The organism is Cobetia sp. AM6, assembly GCF_009617955.1.
GTDB lineage: Bacteria > Pseudomonadota > Gammaproteobacteria > Pseudomonadales > Halomonadaceae > Cobetia > Cobetia amphilecti.
Map to the genome: position 1 here is coordinate 4131563 of NZ_AP021868.1, position 22064 is coordinate 4153626.

General features: G+C 64.4%; 17 protein-coding genes. 11 read left to right on the forward strand and 6 right to left on the reverse strand.

Translation table 11 applies throughout. The features are described from left to right. Positions 1-74: 74 nt before the first annotated feature. A complete protein-coding gene (locus CLAM6_RS17300) occupies positions 75-842 on the forward strand; it encodes an exodeoxyribonuclease III (protein WP_043331765.1) in 768 nt (255 codons plus the stop codon). Positions 843-1026: 184 nt separating this feature from the next. Here the strand turns inward: CLAM6_RS17300 and rph are convergent, their stop codons facing one another. Further along, on the reverse strand, positions 1027-1773 hold the full coding sequence (gene rph, locus CLAM6_RS17305; RefSeq protein WP_153636710.1) for a ribonuclease PH: 747 nt from the start codon (positions 1771-1773) through the stop codon (positions 1027-1029). Between the two features lie 195 nt (positions 1774-1968). On the opposite strand from rph, the gene CLAM6_RS17310 reads away from it, so the two are divergent. The 3 genes from CLAM6_RS17310 (at position 1969) to CLAM6_RS17320 (ending at position 4242) form a co-directional block, all read left to right on the forward strand. Further along, complete coding sequence (locus CLAM6_RS17310; protein WP_107335803.1) at positions 1969-2832, forward strand: YicC/YloC family endoribonuclease; 864 nt, start codon at positions 1969-1971, stop codon at positions 2830-2832. A 24-nt stretch (positions 2833-2856) separates the two neighbouring features. Next, positions 2857-3714, forward strand: a complete 858-nt coding sequence (locus CLAM6_RS17315) for a DUF3883 domain-containing protein (RefSeq protein ID WP_197738694.1) — start codon at positions 2857-2859, stop codon at positions 3712-3714. 99 nt (positions 3715-3813) lie between these two features. After that, the gene (locus CLAM6_RS17320) at positions 3814-4242 is read left to right on the forward strand and encodes an organic hydroperoxide resistance protein (RefSeq protein ID WP_054556341.1); all 429 of its coding nucleotides are present in this window, start codon (positions 3814-3816) and stop codon (positions 4240-4242) included. Between the two features lie 96 nt (positions 4243-4338). Here CLAM6_RS17320 and CLAM6_RS17325 read toward each other — a convergent pair whose 3' ends face one another. Together CLAM6_RS17325 and CLAM6_RS17330 are read right to left on the reverse strand one after the other, a co-directional pair. Continuing rightward, complete coding sequence (locus CLAM6_RS17325) at positions 4339-5919, reverse strand: BCCT family transporter (RefSeq protein ID WP_153636711.1); 1581 nt, start codon at positions 5917-5919, stop codon at positions 4339-4341. A 254-nt stretch (positions 5920-6173) separates the two neighbouring features. Continuing rightward, on the reverse strand, positions 6174-7829 hold the full coding sequence (locus tag CLAM6_RS17330; RefSeq protein ID WP_153636712.1) for a BCCT family transporter: 1656 nt from the start codon (positions 7827-7829) through the stop codon (positions 6174-6176). 265 nt (positions 7830-8094) lie between these two features. On the opposite strand from CLAM6_RS17330, the gene CLAM6_RS17335 reads away from it, so the two are divergent. Continuing rightward, positions 8095-9132: a GlxA family transcriptional regulator gene (locus tag CLAM6_RS17335; protein WP_043331759.1), complete on the forward strand. Its 1038-nt coding sequence runs from the start codon at positions 8095-8097 to the stop codon at positions 9130-9132. A gap of 164 nt (positions 9133-9296) precedes the next feature. Here CLAM6_RS17335 and CLAM6_RS17340 read toward each other — a convergent pair whose 3' ends face one another. Beyond that, a complete protein-coding gene (locus CLAM6_RS17340) occupies positions 9297-10484 on the reverse strand; it encodes an MFS transporter (protein WP_153636713.1) in 1188 nt (395 codons plus the stop codon). Positions 10485-11047: 563 nt separating this feature from the next. On the opposite strand from CLAM6_RS17340, the gene gmk reads away from it, so the two are divergent. From gmk to CLAM6_RS17360, 4 genes are all read left to right on the forward strand, one after another. Then, positions 11048-11704, forward strand: coding sequence for a guanylate kinase (gene gmk / locus CLAM6_RS17345; protein WP_153636714.1), 657 nt, complete (start codon positions 11048-11050; stop codon positions 11702-11704). A 421-nt stretch (positions 11705-12125) separates the two neighbouring features. Next, complete coding sequence (rpoZ, locus tag CLAM6_RS17350; RefSeq protein ID WP_043331755.1) at positions 12126-12377, forward strand: DNA-directed RNA polymerase subunit omega; 252 nt, start codon at positions 12126-12128, stop codon at positions 12375-12377. A gap of 112 nt (positions 12378-12489) precedes the next feature. Beyond that, positions 12490-14655: a RelA/SpoT family protein gene (locus CLAM6_RS17355; RefSeq protein WP_107335798.1), complete on the forward strand. Its 2166-nt coding sequence runs from the start codon at positions 12490-12492 to the stop codon at positions 14653-14655. Between the two features lie 261 nt (positions 14656-14916). Continuing rightward, positions 14917-15306: a RidA family protein gene (locus CLAM6_RS17360; RefSeq protein ID WP_043331752.1), complete on the forward strand. Its 390-nt coding sequence runs from the start codon at positions 14917-14919 to the stop codon at positions 15304-15306. A 239-nt stretch (positions 15307-15545) separates the two neighbouring features. Here the strand turns inward: CLAM6_RS17360 and CLAM6_RS17365 are convergent, their stop codons facing one another. After that, the gene (locus CLAM6_RS17365; RefSeq protein WP_153636715.1) at positions 15546-16433 is read right to left on the reverse strand and encodes an SDR family oxidoreductase; all 888 of its coding nucleotides are present in this window, start codon (positions 16431-16433) and stop codon (positions 15546-15548) included. A gap of 71 nt (positions 16434-16504) precedes the next feature. Here CLAM6_RS17365 and CLAM6_RS17370 point away from each other — a divergent pair, with 71 nt between their 5' ends. Further along, positions 16505-17470, forward strand: coding sequence for a hydrogen peroxide-inducible genes activator (locus CLAM6_RS17370; RefSeq protein WP_052384315.1), 966 nt, complete (start codon positions 16505-16507; stop codon positions 17468-17470). Then, complete coding sequence (gene recG, locus CLAM6_RS17375; RefSeq protein WP_082388678.1) at positions 17467-19608, forward strand: ATP-dependent DNA helicase RecG; 2142 nt, start codon at positions 17467-17469, stop codon at positions 19606-19608. Before CLAM6_RS17370 ends, recG begins: the two co-directional genes overlap by 4 nt. 149 nt (positions 19609-19757) lie before the next feature. Here the strand turns inward: recG and yccS are convergent, their stop codons facing one another. After that, positions 19758-22010 carry a YccS family putative transporter gene (gene yccS, locus CLAM6_RS17380; protein ID WP_043331749.1) on the reverse strand — a complete coding sequence of 751 codons (2253 nt, stop codon included), beginning with the start codon at positions 22008-22010 and terminating at the stop codon, positions 19758-19760. Positions 22011-22064: the final 54 nt, after the last annotated feature.

Below are 22064 nucleotides of genomic sequence, written 5' to 3' on the forward strand. Positions count from 1 at the left end.
TTGAATTCGTTAGCCATTTACCAAATCGTCTAAAGCTCGGGTATCATACAGGCGCGACGAACCAGGGACCACGTATGAAAATCGCTACAGTTAACGTCAATGGTATTCGAGAAGCGGTCAGCCGCGGCTTCCTCGACTGGCTTGCCAGTCAGGACGCCGACGTCGTCTGCATCCAGAACCTCAAGGCCAAGAGCTTCGAGCTCGACGACAGCATCCTCTACCCGGAAGGGTACGAAGGCTACTTCCTGGACGCCGAAAAAGACGGCTTCTCAGGGGTTGGCCTCTATTGCCGCCAGATTCCCAAGGCCATCATGTATGGACTGGGCTTCGAGCAGTGCGATAACGAAGGCCGCTACCTGCAGGCCGATTACGACCGCTTCAGCATCTGCTCTTTCCTGATGCCTGACGGAAGTGATCCGGCTGCCAAGGGCGCCTTCATGGAGCAGTATCAGGAATACCTCAGCAAGCTGCGCCGCAAGCGTCGTGATTACATGATCTGCGGCACCTGGCATGTGGCCCACAAGACTGTCGACCTCGCCAACTGGTCCGACAATCAAATGACGCCGGGCTTCAAGCCGGAAGAACGCGCATGGATGGATCAGGTCTTCGGCCCGATCGGTTTCATCGACGCCTTCCGCGAAGTCAATCGCGATGCCGACCAGTACTCCTGGTGGCCAGCGCTGGACAGTGACCAGCCGCGCGCCCGTCAGGAAGGCTGGCGCCTCGACTATCAGGTCATCGACCCGAACCTGCGTCGTCACATCAAGGACGCCTGGATCGACACCGATGCCACCTTCAGCGAGTTCGCACCGGTCATCGTCGAGTACGACCTCGAGCTGTGATGCACGCTGTCACCCCTTGAGCGTTCGGCCTCGGGCCACCCTGCCAGTCGCATGATGTGCCTTCGGGCACTGACGAAAACGCCCCCATCGCGCAAGCGGTGGGGGCGTTTTCTGTCTGGCCTCAAGCGCTCACGACACAGCACTCATGACATGGCACTCATGACACAGCGCCGTGTCGCAGGGCTCAGGCGTCGGCCGGCATGCCGAGTGCGGTGCGCTGCGCGGCGAACAGCTGCTCACCGGTACGCTCGGCGAGATCCAGCAGGGCATTGAGCTCGGCGCGATCGAAGGCCGCGCCTTCGGCCGTGCCCTGCACCTCGATCAGCCCCTTGCCTTCGGCCATCACGACATTCATGTCGGTATCGGCCTTGCTGTCTTCCGGGTAGTCGAGATCGGTGACCGGCACGCCCTTGTAGATGCCGACCGAGACGGCGCTGACCAGACTCACCAGCGGGTCGGTCTTGATCTTGCGCTCACGCTGCAGGCCCTGCAGCGCATCGACCAGTGCCACACAGCCACCGGTGATCGCCGCGGTACGCGTGCCGCCATCGGCCTGCAGCACATCGCAATCGATGGTGATGGTGTATTCGCCCAGCTTCTTCAGGTCCACCGCGGCGCGCAGCGCACGGCCGATCAGACGCTGGATCTCCACCGTGCGGCCACCCTGCTTGCCACGCGCCGCTTCACGGTCATTACGGGTATGGGTCGCACGCGGCAGCATGCCGTACTCGGCGGTCAGCCAGCCCTTGCCGGAACCGCGCAGCCAGCGCGGCACGCCCGCCACGACAGAGGCGGTGCACAGCACGCGGGTCTCCCCGAACTCCACCAGCACCGAACCCTCGGCGTGACGAGTGAACTCACGGGTCAGGCGGATCTCGCGCGGCTGCTCCGGGGTACGGCCACTGGGACGGGTCACGTTGGCTTCGCTCATGGGGATTCCTTGTAGCAGTATTCGGGAGGCCAGAGTCTACACGCCGCAGCCACGGGCGACGACCTTCGCACCGCGCGGGCCGGACCTGCTCCTGATCACTGGGCGCTCAAGAGCGGCACGCGTACACTTCAGGCTATCAGCGCGGTCGCTCATGCACCGCCCCTCTTCTGACAGCCAACCGACAAGGAGCACGTCATGGTCCACAGCATGACCGCCTTCAGCCGCCAGACCCATGAAGCCGACTACGGCACCCTGACGCTGGAGCTGCGCTCGGTGAACCAGCGCTATCTCGAACCGCACTTCCGCCTGCCCGACAGCCTGCGCGAACTGGAAAGCGCCTTCCGCGAAGGTCTGCGCAAGCGCCTCAACCGCGGCAAGGTCGAACTCTCGCTGCGCTTTGACGCCGAAGCCGGTGCCGACAGCCTCGCCGTCGATGCCAGACGCCTGGGTGAACTCAGCCGCGTGCTCGCCGAAGTCGGCCAGCACTGCCCGGACGCCCCGCAGCCCTCACGCCTCGCCCTGCTCGACTACCCCGGTGTGCTGGTGCGCGAAGGTGCCGATCAAGAACGCATCAAGGCCGATGCCCTCAGCCTGTTCAAGCGCGCGCTGGACGAACACATCGAAGGCCGCGCCCGCGAAGGCGAACGCCTCGCCGAGCTGATCAGCGCACGCCTCGATGGCGTCGACACCCACGTCGCCGAAGTCCGTCGCCTGATGCCCGACATCCTCGCCCGTCAGCGCGAGAACCTGCTCGCCCGCCTCGAAGAAGTCCGCGCCACCCTCGACCCGCAACGCCTGGAAGCCGAGCTGACCCTGATGGCCCAGAAGGCCGACGTCGACGAAGAACTCGACCGCCTCGACACCCACGTCGGCGAAGTCCGTCGTCAGCTCACCCAAAAGGGCCCCATCGGCCGCCGCCTCGACTTCCTGATGCAGGAACTCAACCGCGAAGCCAACACTCTTTCCTCCAAATCCGTCGTCGCCGACACCACCCGCTGTGCCGTCGAGCTCAAGGTGCTGATCGAGCAGATGCGTGAGCAGATTCAGAATATCGAGTGATATCCCGCCAAAGGAGTTAGCCGGATGAGCAGACCCGAACCATGGAGTGGTGAAGAAGTCACAGCGATTGTCGAAACGTACAAGAAGATGCTGGTTGCAGAACTTTGCGGCCAGCATTACGTGAAAACGGACCACAATCGTGAGCTTGCCGAGAAATTAAATAATCGCTCAAAAGCTTCTATCGAATTTAAGCACCAAAATATCAGTGCCGTGCTGCGCGATGCCGACTGCCCCTATATCAACGGCTACAAGCCGATGAGTAACTATCAGGGCATGCTGGTCGATGTTGTTGAGCGCCACCTACTGCGTACTGAGCTATTCGATCAGGCAGCACGCAATGCAGCAGACCGGCCGGTCATTGATGCGCCGGCCCCCAAAGATACCTCCATCATTGTCACGCCACCGCAATCCAAGGCACCTCAGACCAGCGTGCAGGAAGCCAAACAGCGTTACGCGACGCCCACGCCGGTTAAGCGCGACTACTTAGCGCGAGAAGCCCGCAACCATGCACTGGGGAGTGCCGGCGAGCGCTTTGTGGTGGCCTTTGAGAAGATGCGCCTTAGAAAAGAAGGCCACACATCGCTGGCCGAGAAGGTCGAACATGTGGCGGAAACCCAGGGCGATGGCTTGGGCTATGACGTCCTGTCCTTTGATGCGGATGGACGAGAGCGTTGGATCGAGGTGAAGACGACGGCATTTGCCAAAGAGTGCGCTTTTTTCATCACGCCAAATGAACTCAAATGCTCGCAAGCCAATCCTGAGTACTACCATCTTTTCCGCATCTTTAGCTTCTTAACCCAACCCAACATGTACTGCTTGAGGGGTGACCTCTACCCGCAATTGACGCTCAACCCGCAGAGCTATCGCGCGCACCTGCTGTGAATGTCTGGCGCCCGCCGCTCAGCAATTGAAACTCTGCCCGACAGGCGCCATCTTGTTTCCATCCCTCGACTGAGGGCTTTTCCGCTCAAGGAGTCAGGCATGTCTATCGAACAAGTGCTGTACCGTGCAGAAGCCACTACCACGGGGGGTCGTGAGGGCAAGTCGCGTTCTTCCGATGGGGCGCTGGATGTCACCCTGAGCACGCCGAAGGAGCTGGGCGGTGGTGGCGGTGAAGGTACCAACCCGGAGCAGTTGTTCGCGGCGGGTTACTCTGCCTGCTTCATCGGTGCCATGAAGCACGTGGCCAGCACTGACGGCGTGACGCTGCCGGAAGGCCTGGAGATCACCGGTAAGGTGGGCATCGGCCAGATTCCGGCCGGTTTCGGTATCGAGGTGGCGCTGGATATCAGCCTGCCGGGCATGGACAAGGCCGAGGCGGATGCGCTGGTCGAGAAGGCGCACCAGGTGTGCCCGTACTCCAACGCGACGCGTGGCAACATCGATGTGACGCTGAACGTCAGCGTCTGATGACTGACGACTGATCGCCAGACACGAAAACGCCGCCCCTCGGGGCGGCGTTTTTGATGGTGCGACACGCTCATGGCTTTCGAACGTGGGGGCTGATCAAACGCCCTGCTCGCGCGCCATGCGGCGGGCAATCAGCGGAGCGTTCCACAGGCTGGGCAGTAGAATCAGCGACACCGGCACGGCGGTGACGACGATGAAGGATTGCAGCGCATTGATGCCGCCATCGCCCATCGAGATCAGCAGCGCCGCGACCACGCCCATCATCAGGCTCCAGAACACGCGCACGCCGCGCGGCGGATTGTCGTGGCCGCTCATCACCATCGAGACCGCGTAGGTCATCGAGTCGCCGGTGGTGGCGACGAACAGCGTGGTCAGCACCAGGAACAGCACCGAAATGGTGAAGCCGAACGGCAGCTGCTGGGTGATGGCGATCAACGCTGCCGGCAGGTTGAAGCCGGTGAACGGGCCGGAGACGCTGCCCGGGTTGCTCAGCTCGAAGGCCAGACCGCTACCACCGATAATGGTGAACCACAGGCAGGTGACCAGCGGCGAAATGACTGCGATCAACAGCACCATCTGACGCAGGGTGCGGCCACGCGAGATACGCGCAACGAACATCGCCATCAGCGGGCCATAGCCGATGAACCAGCCCCAGAAGAACAGCGTCCAGCCATTCAGCCAGCCATCGTCACCCCGGAAGGAAGACATGGCGACGAAGTCACCGACGTAGCGCACCAGGCCCTGCGGGAAGGCTTCGAGCAGGAAGCCGGTCGGGCCCATGATCAGGATGAACAGCAGCAGCGCGCCGCCGAGCAGGACGTTGGTGCTGCTCAGGAACTGGATGCCACGGGTCACGCCGCTGACGGCCGACAGGGTATAGATGACGGTCAGCACGAGCAGCAGCGTGAGCTGGGTCGCGTAGGTATCGGGAATGCCGAACAGCGCATTGAGGCCATAGCTGACCTGCAGACCGAGAAAGCCGATGGGGCCGACGGTACCGGCCACCACTGCCAGCACGCAGCAGGCATCGACCAGCGCACCGATGGGGCCACGCATGACGCGGTCGCCGAACAGCGGATAGAGCAGCGTGCGCGGCTTGAGCGGCAGGCCCTTCTCGTAGTGCAGGTACATGAAGATGATGCCGGTCAGGCTGCCGAGCATCGCCCAGGCCAGAAAGCCCCAGTGCATGAAGCTCTGCGCCAGCGCGTTGTAGGCGGCATCGGCATTGCCTGTCGGAGCATCCGCGCCGAACACCGGCGGCGGCGAGGTGAAGTGAGCGATCGGCTCTGCCGCTGCCCAGAAGACACCACCGCCCGCCAGCAACGTACACAGGATGATGGCCATCCAGCGCAGCGTCGAGATATCCGGCGCCGCCAGCCCGCCCATGCGCACCCGTCCGGTACGGCCGATGGTCAGCACGATGGCGATGACGAAGGTCGCCAGCATCAGCGCTTGCCAGTAGGCACCGAAGTATTGGGTCGAGACACCGAAGGCACTCTGGATGAGCGCGGAGACAGCGTCGAGATCCACCAGTGCGGCGATGGCAAACACTGCCAATACGCCACCACTGATGATGAAGACGGGCCAGTCGATACCTTGCGGGGTGTGTGCGGGTTCAGCGGGGGGATTTACCGGTGTGGCGGAGCCGGACGAAACAGTCCGGGAAGAATCCGTCATTAGTCAGCCTCTGGGCATGATCTGAGTGACGGTGCAGTGTATCAGCCGTAAAACGCTGAACTATGACACAAGCCGTTGTTTTTACACCTATGTAACGCGACGTATCACCAAGCCTACAGCCGTTTTACATCCGGGCATCGGTGATAACAACTCATGACCTCCCTCGGCTGCCATCTTCGGGCCATGCCAGACTGATCCGTGCATGACGACATGCAAAGGCCGCCCGAGTGGGCGGCCTTTTTCACATCAGCCAGTTACAGCCCTTGCTCACGCGCCATCTGCCGCGCGATACGTGGGGCATTCCACAGACTAGGCAACAGCACCAGCGAGACAGGCACCGCGGTCACCACGATGAAGGATTGCAGCGCATTGATGCCGCCATTGCCCATCGAGATCAGGATCGCCGCCACGACACCCATGATGAGGCTCCAGAACACACGCACGCTGCGTGGCGGGTTGTCGTGCCCGCTCATCACCATCGAGATGGCGTAGGTCATCGAATCCCCGGTCGTGGCCACGAACAGCGCCGACAGAATCAGGAACAGCACCGACATGATGAAGCCGAACGGCAGCTGCTGGGTGATGGCGATCAAGGCCGCCGACAGATTGAAGCCGCTGAACGGGCCCGAAACGCTGCCCGGGTTTTCCAGCTCGAAGGCCAGGCCGCTGCCGCCGAGAATGGTGAACCAGACACAGGTCGCGAGCGGCGACAGGATGGTGATCAACAGCACCATCTGGCGCAGGGTGCGCCCCCGCGAGATACGCGCGACCAGCATCGCCATCAGCGGACCGAAGCCGATGAACCAGCCCCAGAAGAACAGCGTCCAGCTATCCAGCCAGCCGCTGTCGCCGCGGAAGACCGCCATCGGCACGATATTGTCCAGGTAGTCGACCATGCCCAGCGGGAAGGCCTTGAGCAGGAATTCGGTCGGCCCGAAGAGCACGATGAAGAACAGCATCGCGCCGCCGATCAACACGTTGGCACTGCTCAGGAACTGGATGCCGCGCATCACGCCACTGACGGCGGACAGGGTGTAGACGAGGGTCAGGATGGCCAGCAGCACCAATTGCGTCGCATAGGTATCGGGAATGCCGAACAGCGCATTGAGCCCGTAACTGACCTGGATACCGAGGAACCCGACCGGCCCCACGGTGCCCGCGATGACGGCCAGCACGCAGCAGGCATCGACCAGCGCGCCGATCGGCCCACGCATCACGCTTTCTCCGAGCAACGGATAAAGCAAGGTGCGCGGCTTGAGCGGCAAGCCCTTCTCATAGTGCAGGTGCATGAAGACGACACCCGTCAGGCTGCCCAGCACCGCCCAGCCGAGAAAGCCCCAGTGCATGAAGCTCTGCGCCAGCGCATTGTAGGCGGCATCGAGATTCCCGACCGGTGCCTCCGGCCCGAAGACGGGCGGCGGCGAGGCGAAGTGCGCAATGGGCTCTGCGGCGGCCCAGAACACGCCACCACCGGCCAGCAGGGTGCACAGAATGGTCGCCATCCAGCGCGGCGTGGAGATGTCAGGCGTCGCCAACCCGCCCAATACCACGCGCCCCGTGCGCCCGAAGGTCATGCCGACGGCGACGAGGAAGGTCACGATCATCAAGCCCTGCCAATAGGCACCGAAGTAGGTGGTCGAGAAGTCGAAGGCGTGATTGATCAGGGCCGACACGCCGTCCAGGTCGATGAGCGCGGCGGCGACGAACAGCGCCATCACGCCTCCACTGAGGAGGAAGACCGGCCAGTCCAGACTGCGGGAGCTGTTGAGCGCTGTGAGCTCGGAATCAGGAAGTGCTGCGGCTTGATCGGGAGAGGATGTGGTGTGATCAGCAAGAGATGCGGCGTGATCGGAAAGGGGAGCTGCTTGGGTTGCGGAGCCGGACAAGGCAGTCCGGGTGGTATCCGTCATTAGTCAGCCTCGGGGCATGATCTGAGTGACGGGGCAGTCTAACAGGCGAGAAAGCGCCGAATATGACACAAGTGATTGTTTTTACACCCATGTAACGCGACGTATCATCAAGCCAACAGCCTCATTACATGCCTGCCACCCCGTAACCGCCAGCGAGAGGCTCGCCGCGGGAGCGCGCAGCTGCGAGGATGGAGTCTCACGGTGGCCGCCCTGCCGGTCGCCTTCGATCCACTGCCGCTCGCGGCCCCTGCAACGAACGCAAGCCATGACCTCGCCCCGTCGCCGCGACTTCACCCCCGCGATGAAGCGTCGCAACCAGCATCTGCTCAAGGACGTGACCTGTGCCCAGAGCGCACCGCTCAATGTCGCCTTCATTCTCCTGGAGCATTTCTCGATGCCCGCCTTCACCAGCGCCCTCGATGTGCTGGTCACGGCCAACCTGCTCCGCGATATCCCCTTCTATCGCATTCACACCTTCGGGGTGACAGCGGGCAGCGTGCGCAGTGATCTGGGTATCGACATCATGGCCAGCGCCGGGCTCGAGTCGCTGGGGCAGGCACAGATCGACATGATCATCGTGTGCGGCGGCTACCGGGTGCAGCTGGACGAGATTCCCTTGCTGAGCGAGGTCTTGCGGCGAGCCGACCACCAGGGCTGTCGCCTCGGCAGTTTGTGGAATGGCAGCTACTTCCTGGCGGCCGCCGGCGTGATGGCGGGCCATCGCTGCACCATCCATCCCGAGAATGCGGCGCTGTTCAGCGAGTCATTCCCCCAGCTGGAGCTGTCGCGTGCCCCGCTGGTGGTGGAAGCGGCGCGCTTCAGCTGCACCAATGCCGGCAGCGCCCTGAACATGATGCTGGAAGCCATGCGCCAGCGTCACGGCGATGACCTGGCGCGCAGTGTCGAGGAAATTCTCGCCTGCGAGCGCCCCGCGACGCCCAGCCCCTGGCATCCGGACCAGACGCTGCCCGCGCCGGACAGCCAGCACCCGGAGGCACTGCGCACCATCCTCGAGCTGATGAGCAACAACCTCGAGGAGCCTTTGAGCATGAGCGAGATCTCGCACTGCGTGACGCTGTCACGCCGCCAGATCGAGCGCCTGTTCACCCGCCATCTGGATACCACGCCCTCGCGCTACTATCTGGAGCTGCGCCTGACGCGGGCACGCCAGCTGCTGACACAGGGCAATGCCAGCATCACCGAGGTCACCGTGGCCTGTGGCTTCGTCAGCACCACCCACTTCAGCCACTGCTTCCGCGATTACTTCGGCATGTCGCCGACGCGCGCACGTCAGCAGCGCTGACGCTGCCCTGTCGCTGACGTGCCGGCGCCGCTCCACAGACTTTCCGCCACTGAAACGCAAAACGCCGCCCCGAAGGGCGGCGTTGTTTCGTTGCGGCTTGTGCTCACGGGCTTTCTTGTCTCACTTGCCTGGCCTCGCGTTCACAATCTCGCTTCAGGCCCACATCAGGCAGAAGCCGTCTGCAGCTCGCGGCGTTCATGACGCTGACCGAGCAGGAAGACGATCAAGCCCGCGATGGCCATCGCCACCCCGACCAGGCCGATGGAGGAATGCGACGGGCCATAGGCGAAGGCCATGCCGCCACACCAGGCGCCCAGCGCATTGGCGATGTTGAAGGCCGCATGATTGAGCGTCGCCGCCATGGTCTGGGCGTCTTCCGCCACATCCATCAGGCGCATCTGCAGCGCCGGTGCCAGCCCGATGCCAGTACCGACCAGCCCGACGAACAGGATGCCGCTCCAGACGCCATCGGCGGCGAAGTAGAAGCCACCCTGCACCAGCGCGCTCCAGATCAGCACGGCAGGAATGGTGCGCATCAGGTCGATGTCCGCGGCACGGCTACCGATCAGGTTGCCGATGATGGTGCCTACCCCAAAGACGGCCAGCACCATCGGCACCAGATTCTGGGACAGCCCGGCCTGGACGTTGAGCGTCTCCACCGCATAGCTGTAGACACTGAACATGCCACCGAAACCGATGCAGGCGATGCCGAGGGTATAGAGCACTCGCGGCTTGATCAGCGCTGCCAGCTCGGTGAGCGGGGTCGCGTCCTGATTGCCGGCCTGATAGGGCACGAAGCCGCGCACCAGCAGCGCCGTGGCCAGCGCCAGCAGACCGACGACGAGGAAGGCGGAATGCCAACCGAACAGGCTGCCGAACCAGGTCGCCGCTGGCGCCCCGATCAGAATCGCCACCGTCAGGCCCATCATCACGCGGCCGACGGCCCGTCCGCGCTCGCCGGCGGGGGCAGCATCCGCCGCCACCAGGGCCGCGACGCCCAGATAGACACCATGCGGCAGGCCGGCGATGAAGCGCAGCGCGGCAAAGCTGGTCAGCGACGGTGCCAGCAGGCTGGCCACGTTGCTGACCGCGAACAGCAGCATCAGGCCGATCAGCAGCCCGCGACGCGGCAGGCGTGCGCCCAGCGCCGAGATCAGGGGCGCACCGACCACCACGCCCATCGCATAGGCACTGATGGCGTAGCCGACCTGCTGCGAGGACACATTGAAGTCCGCCGCGATGTTGGGCATCAGGCCCATGATCACGAATTCGGTAGTGCCGATGGCAAAGGCACCGAGCGCCAGCGCCAGTTCGGCGATGCGCGGATGGCGCGCAACGGGGGAGGCAGACATGTCCGGGTCTCCTGAAACTTGAAAAGGGGGGGTATCACCCGTGGCCGTACTCAGCCGTGGCGCCGCTGTCAGGGCAGGCCACGGCTGACATTGCCCGCGCATGGCTGGCGCTACGCAGGGCAAAAGACCGCGCGCCATTCATCATCAGCCGGAAGGCGGGAATGAATGGCGCGCGGGACAGGTAACGGGTGATGCGCTCGTGCGCGGCCTCTCTGGCGGACGCCTGCGGCACGTCTGGCGCTGCTCTATCGACTTATGTACGCGTCTGGCAAGGCGCGATGGGAATCACGGGAGTGCGCAAGCTCAGGCCAGCGTGGCGGCGGCAAACCGTGTGTCCCTTCAAGACCCCAGGCCGGCGCGAGAACTGGCCGACGCTTGAGTGATAACTGAAATATACGACCATTGTTGCAGATAACGCCACGCCAACCCAGCCACTTCGCGACGACAACTGTGATGCCCGAGCTGCAACATTGCATCACGGGACTGTCACGCGCGCGTGCAGCGGAAGCGGGGTGGATTATGCGATAATGCCGCGATTCAGCGACAGCAAGCGGATCACTTCCATGTCTTCGACTTCTTCAGCATCTTCCTCGGCGGCCAGCAACGCACGTGGCACGCTCTACATCATTTCCGCGCCGTCCGGCGCCGGCAAGACCACCCTGGTCAAGGCACTGCTGGAGCGCATGGACGGTATCGGCGTGTCCGTCTCGCACACCACCCGCGGCCAGCGCCCGGGCGAGCAGGATGCCGTCAACTACCACTTCGTGGATGTCGATCACTTCAAGACCATGATCGAGCAGGGCGACTTCTTCGAGCACGCCCAGGTCTTCGACAACTTCTATGGTACCTCGCGTCCGGCGGTCGAAGTTCGCCTGAGCAAGGGCGAGGACGTCATCCTCGAGATCGACTGGCAAGGCGCCCAGCAAGTGCGCGCCCAGGTGCCGGAAGCCGTCTCCATCTTCATCCTGCCGCCGTCGCGTGAAGCGCTGCTCGAGCGTCTGTCCGGTCGCGGTACCGATGGCGAGGACGTGATCGCGCGTCGCATGCGCGATGCGGTCAGCGAGATGTCCCACTACGACGAATACGATCTGATCGTCATCAATGATGACTTCGAGCAGGCTCTCGACGAGCTGTGCGGACTCGTCAATGCCCAGCGTGCGCGCCTGCCGCGCGTGCAGCATCGCCACGCGGCACTGCTCGACTCCCTGCTGGCCGACTGATGACGGCGGCGGGAATCCCGCTGCTCGGTCAGATGCTCAGTCAGCCGTTCAGTCAGCCGCGCGGTCGGCCGTTCTGACAGCAGTTCGGACAGCCTGACAGTCGGGCAGGACTTGCCGGCTTTCGTGCTGATCATGCGCGCTGTGGTCGCGTACGCCGCCGACAGACGCGCCAGGCGAAGGAGTTGATCGCGCCTGACTTGTCATGCAACAACGGCGTCGAGTAGACTCGATTCCCTTTCAGAATCATTGGCCGCTGAGCCGTCTCGCCCCTGGCGGGCCGGCTCAGCGGCATTGTGCTTGCGTCGTGTGCGAGATACTGTCAGATGATCAGGGTAAGTGACCCCTAGCGGTCGCGGCACTCTGCGCTGATTACACGCCGACAGCGAACCCCGAATATCCCGCTATTGATAGGTGCACCGCCATGGCTCGCGTAACCGTAGAAGATTGCCTCGAGAACGTCGACAACCGCTTCCAGCTGGTGATGATCTCCACTCGTCGTGCCCGTCAGCTGTCACGCGGCAGCCGCAACGCCCAACTGCCGTGGGAAAACGACAAGCCCACCGTCCTCGCCCTGCGCGAAGTGGCGGCCGGTCTGGTCGGTCGTGACATCCTGAACGAGCCGGTCGAAGCTCCGATCCAGCGCAAGCCGGTAATGCCGCAGATCGAAGACTGAGCCCACGCTCAACCTGCCGACTGCATGTGTGCTTCCGCACCTCTGCCACTCCCGCCCTCGCGGCCGGAGCGCGGGGTGCGGGCCCGGAATCACTCTGAGCCAAGGCCGCTGAATGTTCACGATCGATGACCTGGCAGACCGCCTGGGCGGTTATCTTCCCGAGGAAGAGATCCGTCAGGTTAGGCGCGCCTTCTATTACGCCGAGCAGGCCCACGATGGCCAGCGCCGGCGTTCCGGTGAGCCCTATGTGACCCACCCGCTGGCGGTGGCGAACATTCTCGCCAACATGCACATGGACCATCAGAGCCTGATGGCCGCCATGCTGCACGATGTCATCGAAGACACCAGCGTGACCTTCGAGGCACTGGCAGGCCAGTTCGGCGAACCCGTCGCCCTGCTGGTGGATGGCGTCTCGAAGCTGACCCAGATCACCTTCGAGGACAAGGCCGTCGCCCAGGCCGAGAATTTCCAGAAGATGGTGCTGGCGATGTCCCAGGACATCCGCGTCATCATCGTCAAGCTGGCCGACCGCCTCCACAACATGCGTACCCTCGGCGCCCTGCGCCCCGAGAAGAAGCGTCGCATCGCCCGTGAGACGCTCGAGATCTACGCCCGCGTCGCCAACCGTCTTGGTATCAACACCATCCGCGTCGAGCTGGAAGACCTCTCCTTCCAGGCGCTGCACCCGATGCGTTCCGAACGCATCAAGCGTGCCGTCACCGCCGCGCGTGGCAATCGTCGTACCCTGATGCGCGAGATCCAGGCCAGTCTGCAGAACGCGCTGGAGCGCGATCAGCTGCCCGGCTCGGTGATCGGCCGTCAGAAGCATCTGCTGTCCATCTATCGCAAGATGCGTGACCAGCAGAAGCCCTTCAATGAATTGATGGACGTGTTCGGCTTCCGCATCATCACCGATGACGTGGACAGCTGCTATCGCATCCTCGGCGTGGTGCACAATCTCTACAAGCCGGTGCCGGGTCGCTTCAAGGATTACATCGCGATCCCCAAGGCCAACGGCTACCAGAGTCTGCACACCACGCTGTTCGGCATGAACGGCATGCCCATCGAGGTACAGATCCGTACCCGCGAGATGGAAGCGATGGCCAACAACGGCATCGCGGCGCACTGGCTGTACAAGGCCGGCCAGACCGACCGCCCCATCGGCGCCGGCAGCCATGCGCGTGCCCGCGAATGGGTGCGGGGTCTGCTCGAGATGCAGCGCCATGCCGGCAACTCGCTCGAGTTCATCGAGCACGTCAAGAACGACCTCTTCCCCGACGATACCTACGTGTTCACCCCCAAGGGCGACATCATGGAATTGCCGCGCGGCGCGACGGCGGTCGATTTTGCCTATGCGGTGCACACCGATGTCGGCAACAGCTGTATCGCCTGCCGCATCGATCGTCATCTGGCGCCGCTATCCTCGCCGCTGGAGAGTGGCCAGACCGTCGAAGTCATCACCGCGCCGGGCGCCAAGCCCAATCTGGCGTGGCTCAACTTCGTCACCACGGCCAAGGCGCGCTCTGCCGTGCGCCATTACCTCAAGCATCAGCAGCGCAGCGAATCCGTGACCCTGGGTCAGCGTCTGCTCAACAAGGCGCTCTCCGGGCTGGACTCTTCCCTCGAGCAACTGCCGCCCAGGCGTCTCGATACGCTGGCCGCAGAGCTGGAGCTGGAAGGCGGGCGTGATGATCTGCTCGAGTCCATCGGACTCGGCACCCGCGCCGCCTACAGCGTGGCCCAGAGCCTTCTGAGCGACACGACCAGCACCACGGCGCAGCAACCCAAGTTCTCGGCCAAGGACGGCAACGTCCAGGCGGAGCAAAGCGGCAACAGCCCGATGCAGGTCAGCGGTGGCAACAGCATGGTCACCAGCTATGCGCGCTGCTGTCACCCGCTGCCCGGCGAGCCGATCATGGGCCATCTGTCGGCCGGCAAGGGGCTGGTGGTCCATCGTCAGGAATGCAGCAACATCACCGAACTGGCCAGCGATCCGGAACGCGTCTTCCCGCTGACCTGGGCCGATCAGGTCGAAGGCGACTTCACGGTGGCGCTGCGTATCGAGGCACAGACCCAGCGCGGTCTGATCGCCGAGCTGGCCGAGCTGGTCACCGATGCCGAAGCCAATATCGAGCGCATCGGCATCGAGGAGCGCGACGCCCATCTGGCCATCGTCAATCTGACGCTGGCCGTGCGTGATCGCATTCATCTGGCGCGCATCATCAAGCGCATGCGCAACCTGTTGCACGTGGAGCGAATCACCCGCGTCCTCAGCTGATCTACCGTACTGGCCGCGTCGTCCGCCACTGGCGGGCGGCGCGGTTTTTGTTTTCAAGGCTGCCGCAGAGCGGCCATCGGACACGTTCTTCTGAACACCCGTGTCGCGGCCAAGGCCGACTGCAGTTCAGGTCCTTGACCGCGACCGAACTCGCCGTGGACGGCGAGACCCTATAACCACAATCGTAACCCGCTGCTGAAGGCCGCCACCGCACAACACTCGCAACCGGCAAGGCTTGAGCGCAGTCACAAGGAGCATGTCATGAGCAATCGCGCGATCATCAACACCGACAAGGCCCCTGCTGCCATCGGTCCGTATTCCCAGGCGATCAAGGCGGGCAACACCGTCTATCTGTCCGGCCAGATTCCGCTGGACCCGCAGACGATGGAAGTCGTCGAAGGCGGTATCGAGGCGCAGGCGCGTCAGGTCTTCACCAACCTGAATGCCGTGTGCGAAGAAGCCGCCGGCAGCCTGGGCGACATCGTCAAGCTCAACCTCTACCTGACCGATCTGGACGACTTCGCGCGCGTCAACGCGGTGATGGAAGAGTTCTTCACCGCACCCTTCCCGGCGCGTGCCGCGGTCGGCGTCAAGGCGCTGCCCAAGGGCGTGGCCTTCGAAGCCGAAGGCGTGATGGTCATCGGTGACTGAGCACCCGCTCACTGACGATGGCAGGTCATCCGCGAGGAGTGGCTGACGCAGAGACGACAGTGCCCGCCCCGGGATTCCGGGGCGGGCACTGTCAGTTGGCGCTTCGCCTGGGCACTTGACCAGGCGCTTCATCACTCGAGAACTGGCCGCTCGTCAGCCAGTCTCGGCGAGCAACTTATCCACACCCGGTCAGACGGCTCGAGGCGCAACCGCGTGTGGATAAGTGAAAGCGGCGGTGATCAGCGGCCCGACAATTCGCTCTTCGGCACCGTCACGCCGTGCTCCTTGAGCACCTCGGCATAGCCTTCGCGGAAGGTCGGGTAACGGAAGGTGTAGCCGCTCTCGAGCAACAGGGCATTGCCGCAGCGCTTGCTGGAACGACGCCGCAGCGGTGACTGGATCACCTCGGTGGACTCGACCTTGAGCTGGCGCGCCAGCCAGGCCATCACTTCGTGCAGCGGTGCGCCATCGCAGTCGGTGGCCAGATAGATCGGCTCGACCGGCTTGCCCTCGAGGCTCAGCGCGATCAGGTGCGCCAGCACGCCCGCGCAGTCGTCACGGTGGATGCGGTTGGAGTAGAGTGGCGGGTTGCTGGCGGCAATGCGACCATCACGCGCCTGGCGGATCAGCATGTCGCGGCCCGGCCCGTAGATGCCGGAGAAGCGCACCACGGTGCCGTTGAGCGAGGAATCGAGCAGTGCCTGCTCGCCTTCGCGCATCAACTGGCCCGAGAAGCTGGTGGCATCGGTGGGCGACTGCTCGTCGACTTCCTCGCCATCCTTCTGGGCGTAGACGGAGGTCGAGGACACGAACAGCACGCGGGTCGGCGGTTTGGCGCGCGACTCGAGCTCCGTCACCAGCGCCCGAATGCCGTCGACGTAAGCGGCGCGATAGGCCTCTTCGTCGAAACGGTCGGCGCTCAGCACATGTACCACCGTGTCGGCATCTGGCAAGCTGGCCAGTGCACCTTCGGCAGTGATGTCCAAGGCCAGCGCCTCGATGCCGAGATCCGCGAGCTTGGACACATCGCGCCTGACACCAATGACGTGCTGACCGGCCTTGAGCAGTTCGCGCGCCAGCGCGCTGCCAACGTCGCCACAACCGAGGATGAGACTCGTCTTCTTCACCTTTGCCATGCTCCTTGGTAAAACGAATCGGTACCCACCGCATCCCAGGATGCCAGTTCCGGGCAGGAATCATGACTCTAACAGAACTCCGCTACATCGTAACCTTGGCCCAGGAGCGTCATTTCGGACGCGCCGCAGAGCGCTGCTTCGTCTCGCAGCCCACCCTGTCGGTGGCCGTCAAGAAGCTTGAGGAAGAGCTGGGAGTCGCACTGTTCGAGCGTTCCAAGTCCACCGTACAGGTCACACCGCTCGGCGAGAAGATCGTTCAGCAGGCTCAGCGCGTGCTGGAGCAGTCCAGCGTGATCAAGGAACTGGCCAATTCCGGCAAGGATCAGCTCTCCAGCCCGTTGCGCATCGGCGCCATCTATACCATTGGACCGTATCTTTTCCCGCACCTGGTGCCGGAACTGACGCGGCGTGCGCCGAAGATGCCGCTCTACATCGAGGAAGGCATGACCGGCGACCTGCGTCGCAAGCTGCGCAATGGCGAGCTGGACGTGATCATCGTCGCGCTGCCGTTCACCGAGACCGACGTGCTGACCAAGATCCTCTACGAAGAGCCCTTCGAAGTCCTGCTGCCGGCCGGCCACCCCCTGCTCGAGCAGGACAGCATCGCCAAGGAGCAGCTGATCAACGAGCGTCTGCTGATGCTCGGCGAGGGCCACTGCTTCCGTGATCAGATTCTCGAGGCCTGCCCGGCCATCGGCAATCAGATCAACAACCCCGAGAATACGCTGATCGCCGAAGGCGGCTCGCTGGAAACCATCCGCCACATGGTCGCCTCCGGCCTCGGTATCACCGTGCTGCCCTACTCGGCGACCGGTACCGGTCATTACGAGAGCGGCGTGCTCGAGACGCGGCCCTTCAAGGACCCGGCGCCCAGCCGCAGCGTGGCGCTGGCATGGCGTGCCAGCTTCCCGCGCCCCAAGGCCATCGACGTGATCAGCCAGGCGATCGCCGAGTGCTCCAATCGTGCGCGCCAGAGCAATGAGAACGGCATGCAGGGCTCCGCTTCCCAGAGCCACGAACCGGCATGAGCAGGGCGGGCACGGAAGCCTCATCTGCCGGGCCCGCCAGCGCCGGTGTCTTTGCCACCGGCGCGCTGGCCCAACCGCTGGACAGCCTGAGCGGCGTCGGCCCCGCGCTGAGCGAGAAGCTGTCGCGCCTCGGGCTGGAGCGCGTCGCAGACCTGCTGTTCCACCTGCCGCTGCGCTATCAGGACCGGACCCGCGTCACGCCCATCGGCACGCTCAAGAGCGGCATGGAGGCGGTGGTGGAAGGCGAGGTGACGGCCTGTGACATCGTCAAGGGCCGTCGCCGCAGCCTGCTGGTACGCCTGCGCGATGGCAGCGGCATCCTCAGCCTGCGCTTCTTCCACTTCTCCCCCGCCCAGCAGCAGCAATTCCAGCGTGGCCACAGCGTGCGCTGCTTCGGCGAGGCACGTGCCGGGGCCACCGGTCTCGAGATCTACCATCCGGAATACCGCCTGCTCGGCCAGGGTGCCGCGCCGGTGGAAGACCACCTCACGCCCATCTATCCAGCCACCGAAGGCCTCAATCAGGCGCGCCTGCGTGCCCTGATCGCCCAGGCGCTCAAGCAGCTCGAGGAAACGCCCCATGAGCTGCCGGACCTGATCCCCGAGGCGCTGCGCACGCGCTTTCGCCTGCCCGGCGTGATCGAGTGCCTGCGCTTTCTGCACGAGCCACCGCCGGATGCGCCCGTCGACCAGATGAGCGACGGCGTGCACCCGAGTCAGCGCCGCCTAGCCCAGGAAGAATTGCTCGCCCACCAGTTGAGCCTGCGTCAGGTGCGCGCGCGTATCCAGCAGGATGGCGCGCCCTCGCTGAGCGCCAGTGGCGGCCTCAGCACGCGCTTTCTCGCCCAGCTGCCCTTCTCGCTGACCGGCGCCCAGCATCGCGTGCTGGAAGATGTGCGCCGCGACCTGGCGCGCGAAGTGCCGATGCTGCGTCTGGTGCAGGGCGATGTGGGCTCGGGCAAGACGGTGGTCGCCGCACTGGCGGCGCTGATCGCGATCGGCGGCGGCTGTCAGGCGGCCCTGATGGCGCCTACCGAGATTCTCGCCGAGCAGCACTATCGCAACTTCCGCGAATGGCTGGAGCCATTGGGCATCGAGGTGGCGTGGCTGGCCGGCAAGCTCAAGGGCAAGGCACGGCTGGATGCCAAGGCCGCCATCGCCGATGGCCGGGCCCGCATGGTAGTCGGCACGCATGCGCTGTTTCAGGCCGATGTGACCTTCCAGCGCCTGGGGCTGGCGATCGTCGATGAGCAGCACCGTTTCGGCGTGCATCAGCGTCTTGCGTTGCGGGCGAAGGGGGAAGCCGGTGGCCTGACACCGCACCAGCTGATCATGACCGCCACGCCGATTCCGCGCACCCTGGCGATGAGCGCCTACGCCGACCTCGACCTGTCAGTGATCGACGAGCTGCCGCCGGGACGCACCCCGGTGCAGACCGTCGCGGTGGCCGACCCGCGCCGCCCCGAGGTGGTCGAGCGCATCCGCGCCGCCTGCTCCGAGGGTCGTCAGGCCTATTGGGTGTGTACGCTGATCGAGGAATCCGAGGTGATGACCTGCCAGGCCGCCGAGGTAACGCGTGACGAGCTGACCGAGGCGCTGCCGGAGCTGTCCATCGGCCTGGTCCATGGCCGCATGAAGGCAGCCGAGAAGGCCGAGGTGATGGCGGCGTTCAAGGACGGCGAGCATGACCTGCTGGTGGCGACCACGGTAATCGAGGTCGGGGTCGATGTGCCGAATGCCAGCCTGATGGTGATCGACAATCCCGAGCGTCTCGGCCTGTCGCAGCTGCACCAGCTGCGTGGCCGTGTCGGGCGTGGCAGCACCGAGAGCTTCTGTGTGCTGCTCTATCATCCGCCGCTGTCGCAGCACTCCAAGCAGCGCCTGGCGGTGATGCGCGAGACCACCGACGGCTTCAAGATCGCCGAGAAAGACCTGGAACTGCGCGGACCCGGCGAAGTGCTGGGCACGCGTCAGACGGGGCTGGCGGGGATGAAGATCGCCGATCTCGAGCGTGACAGTGACCTGATCGCCCCGACCACCACGCTGGCCGATGCCATCCTCAGCGAGGCCCCGCAGGCCGCGGAGCCCTTGATTCGCCGCTGGCTGGGCGAGGCGGCCGGGCAATACGGCGCCGTCTGAGCGCGCCGCCCGCTGCTCACCTGGCGCCCTCACGTATTCAACCCGGACACTCGATCACTCGGCCCGCCGCGCCAGTCGCTCAGATAGCACTTGTCTTACAGCACTTGTCTTACAGTACAGGTCAGTCAGGACAGGTCAGCCAGTACAGGTCAGCTGGCGCGGCTGGCCTTGATCAGCTGGGTACCGGCGCTTTCCAGCGGCTGCAACAGCCGCAGCACCAGAATCAGCTGTGACAGCGCCAGGCGTCCGGTGGTGGATTCAACCTGCTCGACCTCGGCTTCCAGTGCCGCGATCTCATCTTCGCTGTCCAGCGTGACGGCGATCTCGCCGCCCGCCTCCAATTGCTCCCCCAACGCCGTCAGCTGCTGACTCAGGCGCTCGCCATGGCGCAGCAGCGTCTCGATGCCGCTGCTGGCCGAGGCGGTCGATTCCAGCTCACCACGATGCGCTGCCAGCGCCGAGAGATAGCCGAGCACGGTGTGCGCGTGGAGCAGGAAGCCGAAGCCCGGCTCGACATCGCGCCGGAAGTGGCCGGGCTCCTTACGCGCGGTGGCCAGCAGATTGGAGAAGGCCGCGTCGGCGTTGTGGGCATTGCGGCGTGCCAGGCGGTAGGCCAGATCATCGCGCTTGCCGTGGCGGTACTGGGACAGCACCTCGCCCAGATAGCGGCCGCTGGTCTTGAGGCTGACGCCGGCCTGGCGATAGAGCTTGCGGCCCTGCCAGTCCGGCAGGATCAACACCACCGACAGCCCGGCCAGCAGGCCGCCGACCAGCGTATCGAACAGGCGCGGCCAGATGAGATCGAAGCCATCGCCGACCTGGTTGAAGCACGCCAGCACCATCAGCGTGATGGCGGCGGTGGCCAGGGTATAGCGCGAGCCACGGGTGGCGAAGAACAGCACCCCCGCGACCACGGCGATACCGGCCTGGATCGTGGGCGCCGGGAACAGACTGATCAGCGCCCAGCCGGCGACCAGACCGATCAGCGTGCCCAAAATCCGCTGCGCCAGCGTGCGGCGCGTATCGCCGTAGCTGGGTCGACACACGAACAGCCCGGTCAGCAGAATCCAGTAGCCCTGGGTCGGGTGTACCGCCAGCAGCACGCCATAGCCGGCCACCAGCGTCGCGGTCAGGCGCAGTGCATGGCGGAAGATCGGCGAGCGCGGTGTCAGGTGGCTGCGGATACGCTCGAACATGTCGCGCGTGCCGTGGGGCGAGCGGTCCAGCAGGCTGTTGTCGCTTTCATTGCTGACGGCTTCGAGATCATTCAGGCGCGCGATCTGACCTTCGATCAGGCGCAGGTTACTGGCGAGGGCTTCCAGCGCCTGCATCAGATGGTGCCACTCGGGCCGCTGCTGTTGCTTGAGATAGACGAGCGAGGCGTTGAGGTCTTCCAGCGCCTGCTGGCTGTCACTGGCATCGAAGGGCTGGCGCATCAACAGCGCCTTGCCGAGCCCGCGACAGGCGCGCCCCTGCTGCTCCAGCAGGCGCTGACAGCGAAACAGGATGTCGTGATGGAAGAAGGCGTCGGTGAGCTGGCCGTAGGGATAATGGCTGGAGCTGGCGCGCTCGTGGAGGTCCTGGGCGATGAAGTAGAGGCGCAGGTAGCGGTCGAGCTTGGTGGTATCGCGCCGCCCGGCGAGGCGCCGGAAGACCATCTCCTTGGTCTGGTTGAGTGCCACCACCACGCGGCCGTTCTGCTCGGCCAGCGCCAGACGGCGGGCAGACTGGTCGACATTGCGCAGCGGCTCGAACAGCTGCGCCTTGAGAATCAGGTAGCGCCCCAGCTCACGGTAGAGCGTCGCCATGCTGTGCTTGAGCGGCTGGCGCGAGAACAGCGCACACCACACGACCGAGAGCAGGCCATACCAGGACGCCCCCACCACCAGCAGCAACGGCTGAACCAGATTGATGCCCAGGCCCGGCTCCCGCAGCCACTCGGGCAGACTGCGCTCCAGTACCGCGATCTGACCATCTCCATGCTGCTGCTCGAGGCTGATCATGGTGTAGACGGCCAGAATCAACGAGGCGCGCGCGATGGCGCCGTAGCGGGCATCGATGGCGCCCAGCATCGGCATCGCGAAGGTGGCCAGCGCCAGCCCGATCACGAAGGGCAGCGGCATGCCGAACAACAGCTCCACCGAGACGGCGGCGATGCTGAAGCAGGCCAGCGTCATGCCCAGCGCGCGCAGTCGGCCGCGCCAGTGATCATCGGTTTCCGCCAGCCCCGAGGCGATCACGCCCAGAAACAGCGGAATCACCACCGCCATCTCGTCGAGCCAGAACCCCACCGCCATCACGCCACCCAGCGCGATCAACATGCGTAGCGAATAGCTGAAGGCATCCAGCGTCCACAGACGACGCAGGGAGTGCATGAGGGAGTCCAGGAGAGAGCGTGTCATGAAGTGTTCCGTGACCAGGGCGCCGGGCAGCGCATTAGACTTTAGATTTATATC